Origin of the sequence: Streptomyces sp. NPDC047017, from assembly GCF_040644175.1 — a bacterium.
Classification (GTDB): Bacteria; Actinomycetota; Actinomycetes; order Streptomycetales; family Streptomycetaceae; genus Streptomyces.
Genome location: NZ_JBEYVW010000021.1, coordinates 103,914 through 120,930, shown reverse-complemented (window position 1 = coordinate 120,930; position 17,017 = coordinate 103,914). Strand labels below are relative to the sequence as shown.

The following is a 17,017-nucleotide window of genomic DNA, read 5'->3' as shown; positions in this document are numbered from 1 at the left end:
GGTGGGCGGGTTCTTCAGCGCCCTCGGGCAGAAACTCGCCGAGCGTTGGCTGACCTTGCTGGTCCTGCCCGGAGCACTCTTCCTAGCCATCTCCACGGCTGCCCGCACCCTTGGCCAGGCCCACGCCCTGGACGTCTGTCGCCTCACTGGCCGGATCACTGACTGGGTAAAGACCCCCGCCGCGGCCACCGCCGGCGGCCAGGTCATGCTGCTCGGCGCGGTCCTCGCCGCGGCCGCGATGGCGGGGCTGGCGGCCCAGGGCCTGGGGACGCTGGTCCAGCGCATGGCCTTGGCCGCCGACTGGCACATGTGGCCACGCCTGCTGCGGCAGTGGGCGCATATCCGTGTCGTCCGCCGCCGCGCCCGCTGGACCGCCGCGGCGCACCGCTACCGGCAGCAACTGGACACCGACGCAGGCGCCTTGGCGCTCAACGGGCGCCGGGCCGATCCCGCTTCGCGCCGCATGGCGCACAACGCGTTGCAACGCATCGCCGTGGAGGAGCCGGACCGGCCGACCTGGAGCGGAGACCGCATCCACGCTGTCACCGTACGCCTGGAGCGTGACCACCATCTGGACCTGCCACTCCTGTGGCCGCACCTGTGGCTCACTCTGCCCGAGACCACCCGCGCTGAGATCACCACCGCCGAACAGGCTCTCACCCGCGCCGCCACCCTGGGCGGCTGGGCCCTGCTGTACGCCCCGCTGACCGCATGGTGGTGGCCCGCGCTCCCCCTCACCGCCGCCCTCGCCCTGACCGCCAGGCACCGCGTCCGCAGCGCCACCGACACCTACGCTCAGCTCCTGGAGGCCGCCGCCCGCCTCCACACCACAGACCTGGCTGCCCAACTCGGTGTCGACCACGCCGGTCCCCTCGACCCTGCCCTTGGCGACGCCATCACCCACCAACTCCGTACCCGAACCGCGTTCCCGTCCACGTCCGGTCCCGGCTGAACAGCACTGCCGCCGGTCTGCATGCGTTCGGTCGGCACTTCGTGCTGACCGGACAGCGCTTTCGAGAACCGACAACTGGCTTCTCGACAAGTGACTTGCCTGGTGAACGGTCCACAGGTCCCCGGTCAGCAACGAGGAGGGTCAGGCGTGAAGGGCGCCGACATCCACCTCGGCTTCACCGACCCGATGACCGGGCAGGCCCCGCACGCCGCCGTGCACCGGATCCACGGCGACCGGCGGGCCGCCCCGCCGGCGCGGGAGCTGCTGCTCGCCGTGGCGTACGCCCTCTTCGTCGCCCCCGGTGAGCCCGGGCGGGTGCTGAGCACCGCCGCCCGGGCCCTGGGCCGGAGCACGGCGGCGGGGCGCCCCCGCTGGCGGCGGCCGCCTACGCCATGGGCGCCGGCGCCGGGGCCTGGTTGTCCAGCCTGCCCGACGTCACCGCGTTCGCGAGGGCGGGGGACGGGTCCACCTGGACGACGAACCGGTGGCGGCCCTTCCACGAGCCACCGAACGGCCCGATGCGGCGCCCCCGCGGGACAGCTGGATCACTCAGAGACCGTCTTCGACGACCACCGTCCGATAGGCCACGCCGGCATGTACGCCGTGAATGCGACAGCCAGCGCTGCACCCCGGACCGTGCAGTCACAGGAGACCGGCTCAGGAGACGAGGCCGCCGCCGTTCTCGGACATGGCTTCACTGCCATGTCATCGAGGCGCGCCTGATGCTCGCTGCGCCTGTACCGGAGCACTTTGCCGCTGCCCGAGTGCACGCCCTTGCTCTGTCCTGGCGCCCGCCGGACCGCAGCACGCAGTTGGAGGCCAGAACTCCCAGATTTCAGGTCACCGCGGGATGCGGCATCGCGGACAGGTAGTCCCCGAAGCCCCCGCGCGCACGGGCGTTCAGTCGAGGTGAGGTGAGGACCGGCGCGTGTGCGGTGCGCAGGACACGGTGTCCTCGGCGTTCCAGTGCGTCCACCAACGCGCGGTCCTCGCCGGTGGCCAGCGGAGGGAAACCGCCCACATCCAGGTACGCGTCCGCGGCGACAGCGAGGTTGGCGCCGTGTACGTGGGGATGGTGCCAGGCCGCGCCGCCCGCCGGTCGCGTCGCCTCGTAGCGGGCGCGGTGCGGTGCGGCCAGGGATGAGGAGGACGGCAGGACCACGGTGCCGACGACGGCCTGCCAGCCCTGGCGGGCACGGTCCAGCTGGTGGGCCAGCCAGTTGGGCGGGACGGCACTGTCGGCGTCCGTGGTGGCGATCCACGTGTCGGCCGGGCTTCGCGCCCATCGGGCCAGAGCGTGGCGCACCCCTGCGTGCCGGGCCGCCCCGGGGTTGCGGCAGTCGGTGGTGACGACCCGGGCACCGGCCGCGCGGGCCAGCGCCGCCGTCCGGTCACGGCAGGTGTCGGCCACCACGATGGTCTCGACCCTGACGTCGGTGAAGCCGGGGTGGCGGGCCGCCACCGCGAGCGCCGTGAGCGCCCGCGGCAGCAGTGCCTCCTTGTCGTGGGCCGGGATGACGACGGCCATGTGTGTGGTCATACCAAGCCCTCTTCGGCCGCGAACGAAGGCGCTCGGCGGCCGTCCGGCCCGGATGTGCGGTGCACTTGGAGCACGAAGTCCTCCTCGCGGTGATCGGCCAGCAGGTCGAGTCCCGCCCGTGCGGCGAGGAGGTCCGCGACGCCGCTGCCGGTGGTCAGGTGCTCGGGCACCGGATGGTCCCAGTGCACCGTGACGAGGGTGCCGCCCGGCTCGAGTGACGCCAGGGTCCGCTCCACGAACCGGTCGAACGTGGCGTCGTCGAGGTAGTAGAGCAGCTCGGACAGGACGATCAGGTCGAAGGATCCGGCCGGCCATTCGTCGGGCAGCAGCATCCGCCGGACCTCTACGTGGGGGAGGTCCCGGGTGCGGCGGCGGGCCGTGTCGACCGCCGAGCCGACCCGGTCGCAGGCGAGCACGGCGTCACAGCGGCCGGCCAGCCGGCGGGTGAGTTCACCGATCGAGCAGCCGGGCTCGAAGGCACGGCGGTAGCGGAGCCGGGGCAGGGCGGCGACGGTCAGGTCGTACTTGCGGTGCTCGTACCAGCGCTCGGCCAGGCTCCACGGATCCTCCGCGCCGCGGTACATGTCGTCGAAGTATGTGCCGGGGGCAGGCGGGCGACTCATCCGAACACCACCTCCCAGCCGCGCAGGTGGTGGGCCAGTTGCTCGGGGGGCAGTACGGCGGCGTCCTGCGGACCGGGGCCGAGAGGCCGGATCTGGCTGGTGAAACGGGCCAGCGCGGCGCGTTTGCGGGCCCGTACCGCGGGCGGCAGCACGATCCGTGAGGCCGTCTCCCAGGGCACACGGGGGTCGCCGGGTTCGGCCCAGTGCCACAGCCACACCGGGTACAGCCGGCACGGCACGGAAGCCGTACGGGCGGCGGCCAGCGCCGCGCGTCCCATCGCCTCGTGGTCGCCGTGCACGTCACCGGTCCACGGCGCCAGGCACAGCGCGGCCCCGTCCAGCAGCCGTGCCAACTCACGGGTGAGCCGCTCCTCATGGTCCGCCACGCCGGTGTCGGGCAGCCGCAGCCGGACGATCTCGGCGTCGTGCGCGCCGAGAGCGTCCAGGGCGTCGCGCAGCTCGCGGGCACGCACCTCGGCGAGCTGCTCCGGTGGGATGCGGACGCTGCCCGGGTGAGAGCCCTCCCCGTCCGTGACCGACACCACGGTCACCATGACTTCCGCCGCCGCCAGCAGCGCGAGGGCGCCACCCGCTCCCAGTACCTCGTCGTCGGGGTGGGCCGCCGCCACGACGACCCGCCCCGCTGCGGGCAGGGGGTACGAAGGCATGCGGAGCCAGCCGTCCCAGGCCGGCCAGCGCGACTCGTCGGTGCCCGGGGCCTGGATCGGATCGGCGTACGGGCCTGGCTCGGCGTATCGTTCGGCGGTCATCGGCCCGCTCCGTCCCGGTCGCCGCGGGCCACCCGTTGCCCGAGCGCCGCCAGATCTCGTTCGGCGTGGTGCTGGCGTACGTAGACGGCAAGATCCGCGGCGGCCCGGGCGTGCCGTCCGTCGTGGCACAGCGGCCCCGCTCCCGTCGCGCGTCCGACCCGGTCCAGGACCTCGCCGCACGTCTCGGCGACCAGCGCGCGGTGGCGGCCACCGCTTCCGCCCGGATCCCGCTGCCCGGCGGCGTCCTCGCTGTCATCCTCGACCAGGCCGGCGCCTGGCTCGCGTCCCTTCCGGTGGAGGCCTTGCACGGGATCGGCCCGCGCCAGGCCGCAGCCTTGCCCTACTACGGCATCCGCACCGTCGGCCTGCTCGCCGCCGGCCCCGCCGCCGTGCAGCGCCTGCTCGGCGGCAGGGCCGGAGGCCTGGCCACCGACCGCGCCCGTGGCACCGCCCCCGCCTCGTCCTCCCCCGCGCCCTGCCCGCCGCCGTGAGCGTCCGGCGCACCCTCGACGGCGCCGCAGTCCGCGCCGCTCTCCTCGCCCTCGTCGTCGATCTCGGCCGCCTGCTGCGCGGGCGTGGCCAGGCCGCCCGGGACCTCACCCTGACCCTGCAGCTCGCCGATGGCGCCTCGTGGGAGAAGACCCGCCGCCTGCCCGAAGCAGGGATCGCCGCAGGTGGCCCGTCGGGCGGCCGGGTGTTTCACGAGCAACCCCCTATGAGACGAACCGCTGCAAGCAGTGCGGAGCTGGTGAAGTCTCGCTCAGCTATCGCGCACTGACGGGGGCTCGGCGAAGGCGCCGGCGGCTGCGGCGAGGGCAGCGGTTCTGGCTGCGTGGCCGGGCAGTTGCGGGTCGGGGGTCGTGCGGAGGAGCACCAGTTGGTGGTACAGCGGTGCCGTGGCCGCGATGAGCAGTCGCCGGGCTTCGGTGCGCGGTGGTAGTTCGCCGTGCCCGACAGCCCGGCTGACGATGATTTCGCAGCGGGCGTACCGGTCCTCCCAGAGCCGCTGTTGGGCCTCGGCGGCTTTTTCGGAGCGGAACGAGGCGGCGATAAGTGCTGTCATGATCGGTGGCTGTGCGGTCAGGGCTGCGTGGATCTCCTGGTTCAGTGCTGCCAGGTCGCTTTCCAGTGAGCCGGTGTCCGGTGGCTGCCAGTCGTCGACGGACGCCGCGTCGAGAACGTCGGCGAGCAGGCCGCCGACGTCCCCCCAGCGCCGGTACACCGTTGTGCGGTGCACGCCGGCGCGGGCGGCGACGGCTTCGGTGGTGAGCCCGTCAAAGCCGTGTTCGCCGAGCTCGGCGACGACAGCGTCGAGCACCTGCTGACGCACACGGGCGGTGCGGCCCCCGGGCCGGCGGCGGGTCGGCGGCGGGGTGCCTTCCGGTCCTGGGTCTGCGGGAGTCATCGCTGAATACCTTTGCTCGGGGCGCCATCGCTATGGCAGGATCTTAAAGCATCAGTTGTCGCACTAGTGGAGTGATCGATGCTCTTCCGAAGCGTTCGTCCGGCCACGCAACCTTCGACGGCCACCTCGTTCCCGAATGCTTCGGAGTCTCTGCATGCCCACACAGATCACTGCACTCGCCGTCAGCAAGTCCTTCAACGGCAGGATCGTTCTTGACTCGGTGACCTGCTCGCTCGTCGCGGGCGAGCGTACCGGGATCATCGGGGAGAACGGATCGGGCAAGACCACCTTGCTGCGCCTGCTCGCCGGGCGTGAACGGCCCGATCAGGGCGAGGTCGTCGTCCAGGCCACCGGAGGGGTCGGCTATCTCGCCCAGGACGAGCAACTGACGGCGCGGGCGACGGTCCAGCAGGTCATCGACCGGGGGCTGGGCGATCTGCGTGCGGTCGAGCAGCGGATGCGCCGCCTGGAGACCGCGATGGCCGACGGTGACGAGTCCGGCATGGCCGAATACGGCGAACTCCTCACGGTCTTCGAGCTGCGCGGCGGCTACGACGCCGACGCCCGCGTGGAGCGTGCCCTGCACGGACTGGGCCTGGGGCTGGTGGGCCGTGAACGTACCGTGGGCAGCTTGTCCGGTGGAGAGCGGGTCAGGCTACGACTGGCGGCCTGCCTGGCGGCGGCGCCGGAGGTGCTGCTGCTGGACGAGCCGACCAACCATCTCGACGACGGTGCCCTGAGCTGGCTGGAAGAGCACCTGCGCGCCCGGCGGGGCACCACCGTGACAGTCTCCCACGACCGGGTTTTCCTCGAACGGGTTGCGACCAGCCTGTTGGAGGTGGACGGCGACACGCGTCGCGCTGTGCGGTACGGCAACGGCTACAGCGGTTACCTCGCCGAGAAGACGGCTGCCCGGCAGCGCTGGGCTCAGGCGCACGACCAGTGGCGGGCCGACATCGACCGGCTCCGCGAGGCAGCCGCGACCACCGCCCGTCAGGTGGCCCCGGGCCGTCCGATGAAGGACGGCAACAAGTTGGCCTACGACCGGGCGGGCGGCCGCGTGCAGCAATCGCTGGCCAGCCGGGTGCGCAACGCCGAGGAACGGCTGCGCCGCCTCCTTGCCGACCCGGTCCCGCCCCCGCCGGAGCCACTGCGCTTCACCCCCGTACTGCGGACCCGCCGCCTGCAGGGCGTCGTACTCGACGCCGCCGACATCGCCGTCACGAATCGGCTTGCCCGCACCTGCCTGTCCGTCGCGGCGGGCGAGCGCCTGCTGATCACGGGGCCGAACGGAGCAGGCAAGAGCACCCTGCTGCGCGTCCTGGCCGGGGACGTCACTCCCGACAGCGGAAGCGTCACCTGCCGCGGCAGGGTCGGCTACCTTCCCCAAGAACCGCGCCCCGGGCAACCGGCCGAGACCATGCTGGCCGCCTTTGCCCGTGGCCGGACAGGAGAGGCCGCCGTACACGCCGAACAGCTGCTGTCCCTCGGCCTGTTCGACCGCGACCAGCTAGAGGTGCCCGTCGGCCGGCTGTCCACCGGGCAGTTGCAGCGTCTGGCCCTGGCGCGATTGCTCAGTGCGCCATCGGACGTCCTGTTGCTCGACGAACCCACCAACCACCTCTCGCCCGCCCTCGCCGAGGAGCTGGAAACCGCTCTGAGCGGGTACAGCGGCACCCTCGTCATCGTCAGCCATGACCGCCGACTGCGTCGGCACTGGCCGGGCGCCCAGCTGGCCCTGCAGGGGAACTGACACGTCCGCCACCACGCACTGAGGCCCTCGGGCCCCGCAGACACCCACAGACATCGCTCAGGAAGGATGAAATCCGTGATGCCGCCTGTTCCCGCCGACCCGACCGTGGTGCACCCGATGCCCGGACAGCCGCGGGTGGTACTGCTGAAACCGCTGATCACCTCACCTCTGATCGAGGTGGGAGACTTCTCCTACTACGACGACCCCGATGCCCCGACCACCTTCGAGACCCGTAACGTGCTGTACCACTACGGGCCGGAAAAACTGGTCATCGGGAAGTTCTGCGCGCTGGGCGAGGGCGTGCGGTTCATCATGAACGGTGCCAACCACCGCATGGACGGCCCCTCCACGTTCCCCTTCCCGATCATGGGCGGTTCCTGGTCCGAGCACTTCGACCTCATCACCGGCCTGCCCGGACGAGGCGACACCGTGGTGGGCCATGACGTCTGGTTCGGCCATCGGTCCATGGTGATGCCCGGCGTCCGCATCGGCCACGGAGCGATCATCGCGTCCGGCTCCGTCGTCGTCGACGACGTCCCCGACTACGGCATCGTCGGCGGCAACCCCGCCCGCCTCATCCGTCGCCGCTACAGCGACGCCGACATCAACCGCCTCCTCGCCCTGGCCTGGTGGGACTGGCCGCTCCAGCACATCACCGAACAGATCCGCACGATCATGTCCGGCAGCGTCGACGGCCTGGAGAACGCGGCACCCGGGCACGTGGAAACGCAACGTCCGGACCCGGCACCCCCCAGCACCAAGGACCGTTGAACGAACCCGGGCCCGGGGCGACCTGCGCGGCGCCCCGCTCCCCTGCCCACGATCCACCACTCCAGCACCGAGAATCGAGCTGTCAGCATGCCTGCTTCGCCCCACCTCACACTGTTCGCCCACTGGCTTCGCGCCCACGCCGTCCCCCTCGACCACCTCGACCCCGAGGCACCCCTCGACGATCTGGAGCCGCTGCGCGCCATCATCGGCGACGCACGTGTCGTCGCGATCGGCGAAAGTTCCCACTTCATTGTCGAGTTCGCATCCATGCGCGAGCGCATCCTGCGGTTCCTCGCCGAGCGCTGCGGATTCACCGTCCTGGCCTTCGAATACGGCTTCAGCGAGGGCTTCCCCCTGGACGCGTGGGCCCAGGGTGAGGGGACGGACGACGACCTGTCGGCGCACCTCGCCGGGACGATCCCCGTGGGAGTCGACGAGCCGCTGCGCTGGATGCGCCGGCACAACCGGACCACCTCAACACCGGTGCGCTTCGCAGGCATCGACATCCCGGCGGCCGGTGGGTCCTTGCTTCCCGCCCTCGCCCCGGTCGCCGACTACCTGCGCCGGATCGATCCCGAAACCCTGCCGGTCATCCAAGAGGCGATACGGATCGCCGAATCGTTCGCCGGTGGCTCCGCGGCCGTCGCCGCCCCCGCGTGGGGACGCCTGGCCACCGCCGAACAGGACGTCCTCAGCGCGACTCTGACACGTCTGCTCATCCGGTTCCGCTCCGTCGAACCGCTGTATGTCTCCCGCGGCGACCAGCACAGCTACGACATCGCCGTGCGCCGACTCGAAGGCGCCTGCCACGCCGACTACACCTTCCGCGCCATGGCCGACCTCTTCGCCGGCAAAGGGCTGACCGCCGACACCTCGGCTCGCGACGTCTACATGGCCGAGTCGGTCCTGTGGCACCTGGAACGCTTCGCGCCCGGGACCCGCGTCGTGCTGGCGGCTCACAACGCCCACATCCAGAAGACACCGGTGTCCTTCCACGGCCACCTCACGGGGCTCCCCATGGGACAGCACCTGCACCGCGCGCTCGGCGATGACTACTTCGCCCTCGGCCTGGCGAGCACCACCGGGCATACCGCGGACATGCCCCGCGACGAGAACACACCCTTCGGCTTCACCATCGACGCCACCCCGCTGGAACCGGCCGAGCCGGGGAGCATCGAGGCTGCATTCGCCGACGCCGAACTCGGGCTCAGCATCGCCGATCTCCACCAGGCACGCCCGCAGCCGGCCCACGGAAACGCCGACCCTGCCCCGGGACCCGACCGCATCCGGATCCAAAGCGCCTACCTTCACACCCCCATCCTCGAGGCGTTCGACGCCATCCTCCACACCCCGACCTCCACCGTTGCCGACGGTCTCGAAGACATGTGAGACAGGCCAAATGACCCGGGCAGTGAGGCCGGACAGATACACCCGGACCCAGCGCCGGGAATCATCCCGCACCGTCCCGGGTGCCGAGTCCGCCGCCGACTGGTCGGCAGTCCTGGGGGGTGCCTGGCGATGTGCGTGCCCACCGTGACCGTCCCCGGTGCCCGCCGCGCGACTTCGTTCATCTGGGGGTCGGTGAGGTCGGCGAAGTCCTTCATCGCATCTCCGTGCTCGACCGGTCGGCGGCCTCCGCCGGGGTTCGGGGACGGGGCACGGCGGCGCCCGGCCCCAGGTCGAGGCGCGCTGGCCCTGTGATCCGGGCAGCGCGCACCGACACCGCGTGCGCGCCCAACACCGTCCAGCCGACCGCCCCCACGGCCACCACACCGCCCGCAACCAGCAACACCCCCACCATGCCCTCCGTAGCCGAGGGTATGCAGCACCACCGAGGCCAGCATGAGCGCCGCAGCCGCGGGCACCGTCTTGGCACCCCCACTCAGCGACACCCAGAGCACGATCACGATCACGGTGTCGACCGCGACTGACAACGGCGCGATCGCCGTCGGCACCACGGACCGCTGCGCCACCCACAGCGGCATGCCGATCACCAGCACCGGCAAGCTGAGTTCAAGGAAACCGTCGCAGCACGACAGCAGCAGGAACCGGCAGTGACAGACCAGCGCAACCCCGGTGCGCACCGAGTGATACCCCAAGCCGTGCCGCCGCCCACAACCGCCGCCACCAGCAACGCACCCACCAGGACCCGGAATCCTTCGCCGAGCCGCGCCGCTGTCTGCCCGACCACCTCGACACAGCCACGGGGCCGGGCATCACCACACGCCCGTTCACTCCAGATATGGCCCACCGCATCAGCCGGGGCATCCCTCATCCACCCCAACTTGGGTCCGTCTTCGAAGATCATCGGGTGGGGGATCATGGTGGGATGATGCGTCGTCATGAACTCACCGGCCGGGATTGGGGGTTACTCGCTCCACTGATACCTCGCGCCGCCACGGGCCGACCGCGGGTGGAGGACCGGCGGGTGATCAACGGGATGGTTTACAAGATCCGTACTGGGATCTCGTGGCGTGACCTGCCGGAACGCCACGGGCCCTGGCAGACGGTCTGCACCCGCTTCCGCCGTTACGCCCTCGACGGCGTGTTCACCCGCGCTCTCCAGCAGATCCAGGCCCGGGCGGACGCCGCGGGTGGCATCGACTTGGCTGGTGCAGATCGGCTCCACCATCGTCCGGGCTCACCAGCACGCCGCCGCCACCGGCCGAAAAGGGGGGCACCGGCCGGACGAACCGGACGATCACGCCCTCGGCCGATCACGAGGAGGACCGGCCACGAAGATCCACCTCGCCTGCGACGGCGAGGCCCGGCCTCTCGCCGTGCTCGTGACACCAGGCCAACGCCACGACAACGTCTGCGCACAGACCCTGCTGGAACGGATCCGTGTCCCCTACTCCGGCCCGGGCCGGCCACGCTGCCGCCCCGCTCAGGTGACCGCGGACAAGGCCTAACGCCGCCGTGCGGTCCGTGGAACTGCGCGGCGCACGGTGCCGGCCTGTGTTTCGCACCCCGTGTGCTTCAGGTGCACTGTATGCCCGGGTACGCACAGTGGCACCTGCTGTGCGTGACTGCCATGTTGGTCCGGTGCCCCGAAGGACCCTGCTTTCAGGGCGAGAAGCCGCCTAGGAGCCGGCATGGACGTCCTCGGAGTCCCGGACCTCCATCGCCTCTGTCGGCCCGGTGCCCTGGATCTCAAGGACCCGCGCCCCTGCTACGTGCCATGCAGCCTCCGGGCGTGCAGCGCGGGGGTGGGATTGAGCCGATCCCCGTCGACGGGGATCGGCTCGGCGGGTCGATCAGGAGCCGATGATGCACTGCCGGGTGTCTTCGGTACGCGGCGCCGCACGAAGCATCGGCACCTGCCACCCGGCGGCACTCGCCCCTCCCTGCTTCCGGCGCCATCCCTCATCGTCTGGCGAACGAGGAGTTTGCCATGCACCGATTCCGCTTACGTCCCATCGAGAGCGGCGGAGCCTTCTTCACCGAGTGCCCAGCACATGTACTGCTGGGGATCAGTCCCTGGAACGGCCGGTACAAGACGGCCTACATAGAGGAACTGGTCGGCTGGGCGTGTTCCCGCTTCCCGCAGGTGGACATCATGATTCCGGGCTACGAGGCCGCCCATACGCTGGTGGCGGCCGGCCGTTCTCCGGACTCGGCGGTCAAACGCGCGAAACGCTCTGTCAACCAGCTCCGCAACCCCGCTGAACGCGCCTTACGACATGCCGGGGTCTCCGACCCCGCAGGCCATGTCCACGCCTGGACCCGGCTACTGTCCAACGCGCCGTACGCCAGCCGGCTGGCCGAGGTGCACCGGGCGTACCGTCACGACCCCGCGGTGCGTGCCGCCTGCCGGGAGACCGCCCGCGCCGCCCTGGCCCACGCCGGCTGCGTCGATCCCAGCGAGGCGGCTCTGGACAGGGCGGTCAGCTATCCGCTCGCGGAGCTACCGCTCACCCTGCACTCGCCGGTGATCTTCGGTGTGCCCTCCTCCCTCTTCCTGTACCACCGGGAGATGGAACTGCTGCGCCCCTTCCTCACCGGCACCGCCCATACCCTGCGCCCCAGCACCGGCCAGGGATACGCCATCGTGGAACCGATCGGAGCCGAACGATGACCGACACGATTCCCACGCCGCTCCAAGAGCCCGCGCTGCCACTGAGTTATCCCTTCCCGCTCGGCGACAACGGTCAGCTGCCACCGTTGATCCGATGGGCCCAGGCGAACGAACCGGTGTGTCCCGTCGCCATGCCCAGCGGCGCCCGGATGTGGATGCTGACCCGCAAGGACGACATCGCCCGCATCTTCGCGGACCCGCGCTTCAGCCGGAAACTCGACGACCCGGCCACGCCCCGGATCGCCGGCCAGGACATCACCACCGTCAGCCGGGGCCTGTTCAGTCTCGACCCGCCCGACCACACCCGGGTCAAGTCGGTGGTGTCCGGATTCTTCACCCGGCGCGCCGTCGGCCGGTACGAGACCCTCGTCAGATCGCACGCGGCCGACCTGCTGGACGCCATGGACGACGGCCCCAACCCCTGCGATCTGGTCGCCGGCTACACCTCGCTGCTCCAGATGCGGGTCATGCGCGAGATCCTGGGCGTGCCGGAAGAGTTGTGGGAGGACCACAGCCGGGTCTTCCCCTCCGCCTCCAGCATCACCGCCGGGCCGGAAGAGACGGCGACGGAGACGGAGGAGATCAAGGCATTCACCGCCCGCGTGATCGCCGCCCGCCGCCGGCTCCCGGAGCGCGACGACCCGATCGGCGCCCTGCTGCGCGCCGCCGCCGACGGCGCCATCAGCGAGGAGGAGATGTTCGGTACCGCCTTCTTGCTCTTCTTCACCGGCTCCGACGGCATCATCGCGCCCACCACCACCGGCGCCATGATTCTCATGCTCAACCCGTCACAGCTGCGGCCCGTGCTGGACGACCCCGGCCTGTGGCCCAGTGCGGCCGAGGAGGTACTGCGGTACTTCCACAACGGCGTGCTGGGCTTCCCGGTCGTCGCACGCGAGGACGTCGAGCTGCACGGTGTGACCATCGCCGCCGGGGACGCCGTCGTCGCCTCCATGCAGGCCGCCACCTGGGACCCCCGGCACGTGAACAACCCGGAGAAGTTCAACGTACGCCGCCGCGAGGACGCCACCGCCACCTTCGGCGCCGGCCCCCACTACTGCCTCGGCGCCCAGCTGGCACGGCTCTACCTGGCCACCGCCCTGCGCGCCCTCTTCGAACGGCACCCCAGTCTCCGGCTCGCCGTCGCCGACCAGGACATCCCGTGGCGCAACGACATCATGTTCGTCCGCCCCGTCGCCCTGCCCGTCACCTGGAGCGAAGGAACACACACGTGAACGGCCTGCCCGACTCCTTCGACGACCTCGCCGAAGCGTACGACCGCAGCGCCGACGAGCTCGCCTTCCGCCGCGACATCGAAATCCCCTCCCTGCTCAATGCCCTCGGGAACCTGGAGGGCCGGCGCGTGCTGGACCTCGGCTGCGGTCCGGGCCTGCACAGCCGGCTGCTCGCCAAGGCCGGCGCGAAGGTCACCGGCACCGATGCCTCACCCGGCATGATCGCCCTGGCCCGCCGCCGGGAGGCCGAGGACCCGCTCGGCATCGACTACCACCTGCAGGACGCCGGCACCACCGAACCGCCCGGCCGCGACTACGACACCGTGCTCGCCGTCTACGTCCTGCCCTACGCTCCGACACCGCAGGTGCTCACCGCGATGTGCCGCACCGCCCGTACGGCCCTGTCCCGGCACGGCGGACGACTCGTCGCCGCCGCACTCAACCCCGACTTCGCCACTACGCCCGGCTACTACCGCCCCCACGGCTTCGACCTCACGGCCCACCGCCCCGGCGACCCGGACCAGATTCCGGTCACCGACCCCCGGGACGGCGACGTCATCGCCCTGCGCACCTGGATCGGCGACCTCGTCTTCGACGTCACGGCCCACTACTGGAGCCGCGCCACCCACGAGGCAGCCCTGCACACGGCCGGCTTCACCGACCCCGCCTGGACCGTCCCCACCGCCGGACCCGGCGCCGACCACACCGCCCTGGCGGGCTACCTCACCACCCCGCACGCCATCATCCTCACCGCCCGTACACCACCCGCCTGACCACACCGGCGGGCGAGCGACCGGGCCGCCTGCGACACGGCGCAGGCGGCCCGGTCATCAGAGGATTCCCCGGCCCGGAAGCACCACCGCCGAGGGCAAGGCGGCCAAAGGCAGGCCGAGGCGCGCGACCGTCCCAAGGACCTACCGCATCGGGTCACACTGCCCACCCCGCTGGGCACTGTGGTGCGCCAGCAGCGGGATCCACTCGACGCGTACCACCGTGGTCCCTACTCTTCGGGCGGACTCCGCTGCCATCCGGCCAGCGGTTCGCGCACCGGGCGCGTGGTGGAGTCCGCCGTGCCCACTCATCCCCGGCGGCGGCCCCGCACGGTGCGCCGCAGGTTCGGCCGGGCGCCGGGGAACTGCCGTGAGCGGGAGCGGCGCCGGGCGGGCGTCGACTTCGGCGACGGATACAGCGCCGCGCGCGGCCGGGACGCGTCGGCGAGCTGCTGGACGTGCTTCAGGCGTTCCGGCGACAGGTGGAGCGGGATCGGGGCAACCATGGGGCCTCCGTGCTTGAGGGAGCGGTCCCCCGCACCCTCTCCGCTCCTGGCGGCCCTCGGGGCGGGTGGCCAGTCGCGTCCCGGCGTCTGGCGCGGTGACCTCCTCGTCCGTCCCGCCGGACGGTCCGCTGCGCGTCACGGCTGGCGCCCCTGGCCTTGGCCGGAGCCGGGCCGCTCGTGCTTCTGGCGGCGCTGGTCGACCGGACCGGCCGGTTGGGTCGCCGGGCCCCCGGGTCCTCGAACTGGCGGCGGCGGGCGTCGGCTTCGGGGGTGAGGGGACGAGCCGTTCCACGTTCCGCGGACTCCGCCATGGCCGCTCCTCCGTCCTGCCTGACGACCGCGTCACCCTTCCCGGACCGTCGCCGCGTGCCGTCGACAACCCTGAGAATGAGGCGCGCCGAACAGCCGGCTGGCAGGGAGGGTTCCCCCGTCGAACCGGCGATGCACCAGATGGCGTGACCTCGCCCGGGACGTCCAGGCCGCGGTCACCGAGCACGCCAAGCCGAAGGAGCAGTCACGGACCGCGGACGAGGCCAGTGTCCGGCTTGGGGCCGCGCCGGTCAGCGGTGTTCTGTTCGTCGGGGTGCCGGACGCGGGCCTGGCGGGCGAAGGCGTCGCGGACCAGCTCGGTGCCCCGGCCGTTCGGCAGGTGAACCAGCAGCACGTAACGCCTTCGCGTTCTGGTGCGATCGAGGGCGATCGCAACGTCGGAAAGAGGGATGTCAACCCGCGTGACAGCCCGGCGCGCACGTCTTGTCCAGCGGTTGCGCGGGCAGCCGGGCGCGGGCGAGGCAACCTGTGCCGCGACCTCAGTGGCCCGCCTTCCGGTCACGCACCGGGGCGAGGGTGCCGCCCACGGTCCACGGATACGCGCACCCCCCCCGGGACGAGGGAGCCGTCCGATGCACGGCCTTCCGCTGGCCCTTGCGTCTTACCGCCAAGGGCACTGCGCTCAGCAGTAGAGGTTGGCGCCGGCCGTCGTCCCCAGGATCTGCACGAACCGCTGGTAGGCGTCCACCCGGCTCTGTACCTGCGCGGGATTCCTGCCGTCGCACTCCAGTGATCCGTTGATGCTGCGGATCGTCTGGCCGAATCCGGCGCCGTTGACCATCGCGTTGTGGGGAGTCATCGAGCCGGGCCCGGTTTGCGTGTTCCAGTACCAGAGGCCCGTCTTCCAGGCGACGGAGGCATCGGTCTGGACGAGATTGGGGTTGTGGAGCAGATCGATGCCGAGCGCGTCGCCCGCGGCCTTGTAGTTGAAGTTCCAGCTGAGCTGTATGGGGCCGCGTCCGTAGTACGCGGACTGACCCGCCGGACAGCCATACGGCTGGCTCCAGTCGCAGTAGTGCGGATAGTTCGCGGTGTTCTGCTCGACGACGTAGACCAGTCCCCCGGTCTCGTGACTGACGTTGGCGAGGAAGGCCGCGGCCTCCTGCTTCTTGGTGGTGTCGCTGCCGGTGTTGGCGAAGCCGGGATAGGCGCTCAGCGCGGCCTTGAGGCCTGCGTAGGTGTAGAAGGGATTCCTGTTCGGGAACATCTGGTTGAACTGCGCTTCGCTCACGGGGAAGTTGCCCGAGGGATTCGTGGGACCGCTGTCGCAGGCGTACGGGTCCCAGAACCAGGTGCTGATGGTGGGGTCGTAGCCCGGATTGTCGTGCTCGGCGATGTAGGCCCGGCCGTCCGTGTAGCGGACGATGTCGCCGGTGACGTACGACTTGCCGGCCGTCCAGCTCGGATAGCTCGAACAGGACGCGGCGGACGCGCCTGTGGCCGACAGTATCATCGGTGCGGCGGAACCGATCACGATCGCGGCCATGAGAGCAGACATGTGGCGCTTCGGCACAGAACCACTTCCTTCGCGCTGCGGGCCGCCCCAGAGACAAAGCAGAGCATGCATGCCACCGACAGAGTCGGCCACGGCTCGGGGGCGGCCGCGGTGAGGGGTGTGGAGCCAACCTCAACCGGCTTGGTCGGTACAGTCAAGGGTGCAGCCCAGGAATGGATGACAACGTTGGCAGAAAGTCTGCGGGTATGTGTCCGGAAGGAGTTGGCGCGCTCGCCGACTCACGAACCGACTTCCGTCGATTCCGACTGGGCGCTTGGCGACGCCGGCCTCGCCGTTCCCTCGGTATTGGCCGAGCCACCGAAAAGTCGGACGCTCAACTGCCGCGCGCAGATGCTGATCCCTCTTCATCACCGACGGACTGACCATCCACGCCGAACTCGACCCGCACACCTACGGCACGGGCCTCAAGGTCACCGACAGCGACATCGATGCCCTGTCCATGCGCCGGCGCAGTTTCCACGGTGACGGGGACTACACCCTTCACCCCCAACCTCGCGACACCATCAGCTCAGCCAGGAACCCGGAACAGTCCGTAATTCATGCTTCGACACGCCATCCCTGCCGGGACCATGAGTAACGACGCCACACCGGCACCCGCATCTAACCAGCTCGTGCATGGTAGGCGGTGCGGCGTCGGGCTTCTGATCACCGATCATGGTCGTGTGGTGGGGGTCGCGTCTCGTGCAGCGATCAGCAGCGACCGGAGGGTCACGGGGCCTGTCAGCGGACGTGATTGCTGAACTGGTCGCGGAGCTGGGCCCTTTGTGG

Annotated in this window: 17 protein-coding genes and 3 pseudogenes; 12 read left to right on the top strand and 8 right to left on the bottom strand. The window is 71.0% G+C overall.

The features are described 5' to 3' along the window. The first annotated feature begins 1 nt into the window (after window position 1). Window positions 2-952, top strand: coding sequence for a hypothetical protein (locus ABZ858_RS30170; protein WP_361385542.1), 951 nt, complete (start codon window positions 2-4; stop codon window positions 950-952). A gap of 835 nt (window positions 953-1,787) precedes the next feature. Here the strand turns inward: ABZ858_RS30170 and ABZ858_RS30165 are convergent. The 4 genes and pseudogenes from ABZ858_RS30165 to ABZ858_RS30150 all read right to left on the bottom strand — a co-directional run. Beyond that, window positions 1,788-2,492: a glycosyltransferase family 2 protein gene (locus tag ABZ858_RS30165; RefSeq protein ID WP_361385539.1), complete on the bottom strand. Its 705-nt coding sequence runs from the start codon at window positions 2,490-2,492 to the stop codon at window positions 1,788-1,790. Then, window positions 2,489-3,115: an SAM-dependent methyltransferase gene (locus tag ABZ858_RS30160; protein ID WP_361385536.1), complete on the bottom strand. Its 627-nt coding sequence runs from the start codon at window positions 3,113-3,115 to the stop codon at window positions 2,489-2,491. Before ABZ858_RS30160 ends, ABZ858_RS30165 begins: the two co-directional genes overlap by 4 nt. Continuing rightward, complete coding sequence (locus ABZ858_RS30155) at window positions 3,112-3,885, bottom strand: PIG-L family deacetylase (protein WP_361385533.1); 774 nt, start codon at window positions 3,883-3,885, stop codon at window positions 3,112-3,114. Before ABZ858_RS30155 ends, ABZ858_RS30160 begins: the two co-directional genes overlap by 4 nt. Further along, window positions 3,882-4,091, bottom strand: a pseudogene (locus ABZ858_RS30150) (acyl-CoA dehydrogenase); the annotation flags it as partial. The pseudogene ABZ858_RS30150 and the gene ABZ858_RS30155, both read right to left, overlap by 4 nt. Before the next feature lie 96 nt (window positions 4,092-4,187). Here ABZ858_RS30150 and ABZ858_RS30145 point away from each other — a divergent pair. Next, window positions 4,188-4,376: a hypothetical protein gene (locus tag ABZ858_RS30145; RefSeq protein WP_361385530.1), complete on the top strand. Its 189-nt coding sequence runs from the start codon at window positions 4,188-4,190 to the stop codon at window positions 4,374-4,376. A 269-nt stretch (window positions 4,377-4,645) separates the two neighbouring features. Here ABZ858_RS30145 and ABZ858_RS30140 read toward each other — a convergent pair whose 3' ends face one another. After that, on the bottom strand, window positions 4,646-5,290 hold the full coding sequence (locus tag ABZ858_RS30140; RefSeq protein WP_361385526.1) for a TetR/AcrR family transcriptional regulator: 645 nt from the start codon (window positions 5,288-5,290) through the stop codon (window positions 4,646-4,648). Window positions 5,291-5,444: 154 nt separating this feature from the next. Here ABZ858_RS30140 and abc-f point away from each other — a divergent pair, with 154 nt between their 5' ends. From abc-f to ABZ858_RS30095, 9 genes and pseudogenes are all read left to right on the top strand, one after another. Further along, complete coding sequence (gene abc-f / locus ABZ858_RS30135) at window positions 5,445-7,043, top strand: ribosomal protection-like ABC-F family protein (RefSeq protein ID WP_361385523.1); 1,599 nt, start codon at window positions 5,445-5,447, stop codon at window positions 7,041-7,043. Window positions 7,044-7,121: 78 nt separating this feature from the next. Beyond that, window positions 7,122-7,814 (top strand): CatB-related O-acetyltransferase, encoded by a 693-nt coding sequence (locus ABZ858_RS30130; protein WP_361385520.1) that lies wholly within the window; start codon window positions 7,122-7,124, stop codon window positions 7,812-7,814. An 87-nt stretch (window positions 7,815-7,901) separates the two neighbouring features. Further along, a complete protein-coding gene (locus ABZ858_RS30125) occupies window positions 7,902-9,203 on the top strand; it encodes an erythromycin esterase family protein (protein ID WP_361385517.1) in 1,302 nt (433 codons plus the stop codon). Window positions 9,204-9,656: 453 nt separating this feature from the next. Beyond that, window positions 9,657-9,872: a hypothetical protein gene (locus tag ABZ858_RS30120; RefSeq protein ID WP_361385514.1), complete on the top strand. Its 216-nt coding sequence runs from the start codon at window positions 9,657-9,659 to the stop codon at window positions 9,870-9,872. A gap of 184 nt (window positions 9,873-10,056) precedes the next feature. Continuing rightward, a pseudogene (locus ABZ858_RS30115) lies at window positions 10,057-10,359 on the top strand (transposase); the annotation flags it as partial. A 49-nt stretch (window positions 10,360-10,408) separates the two neighbouring features. Beyond that, a complete protein-coding gene (locus ABZ858_RS30110) occupies window positions 10,409-10,726 on the top strand; it encodes a transposase (RefSeq protein WP_361385511.1) in 318 nt (105 codons plus the stop codon). 482 nt (window positions 10,727-11,208) lie between these two features. After that, a complete protein-coding gene (locus ABZ858_RS30105; RefSeq protein WP_361385508.1) occupies window positions 11,209-11,892 on the top strand; it encodes a tRNA-dependent cyclodipeptide synthase in 684 nt (227 codons plus the stop codon). Continuing rightward, window positions 11,889-13,127: a cytochrome P450 gene (locus tag ABZ858_RS30100; RefSeq protein WP_361385505.1), complete on the top strand. Its 1,239-nt coding sequence runs from the start codon at window positions 11,889-11,891 to the stop codon at window positions 13,125-13,127. The genes ABZ858_RS30105 and ABZ858_RS30100 overlap by 4 nt, the downstream gene beginning before the upstream one ends. Further along, window positions 13,124-13,900: a methyltransferase domain-containing protein gene (locus tag ABZ858_RS30095; protein WP_361385501.1), complete on the top strand. Its 777-nt coding sequence runs from the start codon at window positions 13,124-13,126 to the stop codon at window positions 13,898-13,900. The genes ABZ858_RS30100 and ABZ858_RS30095 overlap by 4 nt, the downstream gene beginning before the upstream one ends. A gap of 305 nt (window positions 13,901-14,205) precedes the next feature. On the opposite strand, the gene ABZ858_RS30090 is transcribed toward ABZ858_RS30095, so the two are convergent. From ABZ858_RS30090 to ABZ858_RS30080, 3 genes are all read right to left on the bottom strand, one after another. Continuing rightward, complete coding sequence (locus tag ABZ858_RS30090) at window positions 14,206-14,403, bottom strand: hypothetical protein (RefSeq protein WP_361385498.1); 198 nt, start codon at window positions 14,401-14,403, stop codon at window positions 14,206-14,208. A gap of 514 nt (window positions 14,404-14,917) precedes the next feature. Further along, window positions 14,918-15,067 carry a hypothetical protein gene (locus ABZ858_RS30085; protein WP_361385495.1) on the bottom strand — a complete coding sequence of 50 codons (150 nt, stop codon included), beginning with the start codon at window positions 15,065-15,067 and terminating at the stop codon, window positions 14,918-14,920. Between the two features lie 288 nt (window positions 15,068-15,355). Beyond that, window positions 15,356-16,246, bottom strand: coding sequence for a glycoside hydrolase family 19 protein (locus ABZ858_RS30080; protein WP_361385492.1), 891 nt, complete (start codon window positions 16,244-16,246; stop codon window positions 15,356-15,358). A gap of 358 nt (window positions 16,247-16,604) precedes the next feature. On the opposite strand from ABZ858_RS30080, the pseudogene ABZ858_RS30075 reads away from it, so the two are divergent. Further along, window positions 16,605-16,772 (top strand): annotated as a pseudogene (locus ABZ858_RS30075) (ISAzo13 family transposase); the annotation flags it as partial. Between the last annotated feature and the right edge of the window lie 245 nt (window positions 16,773-17,017).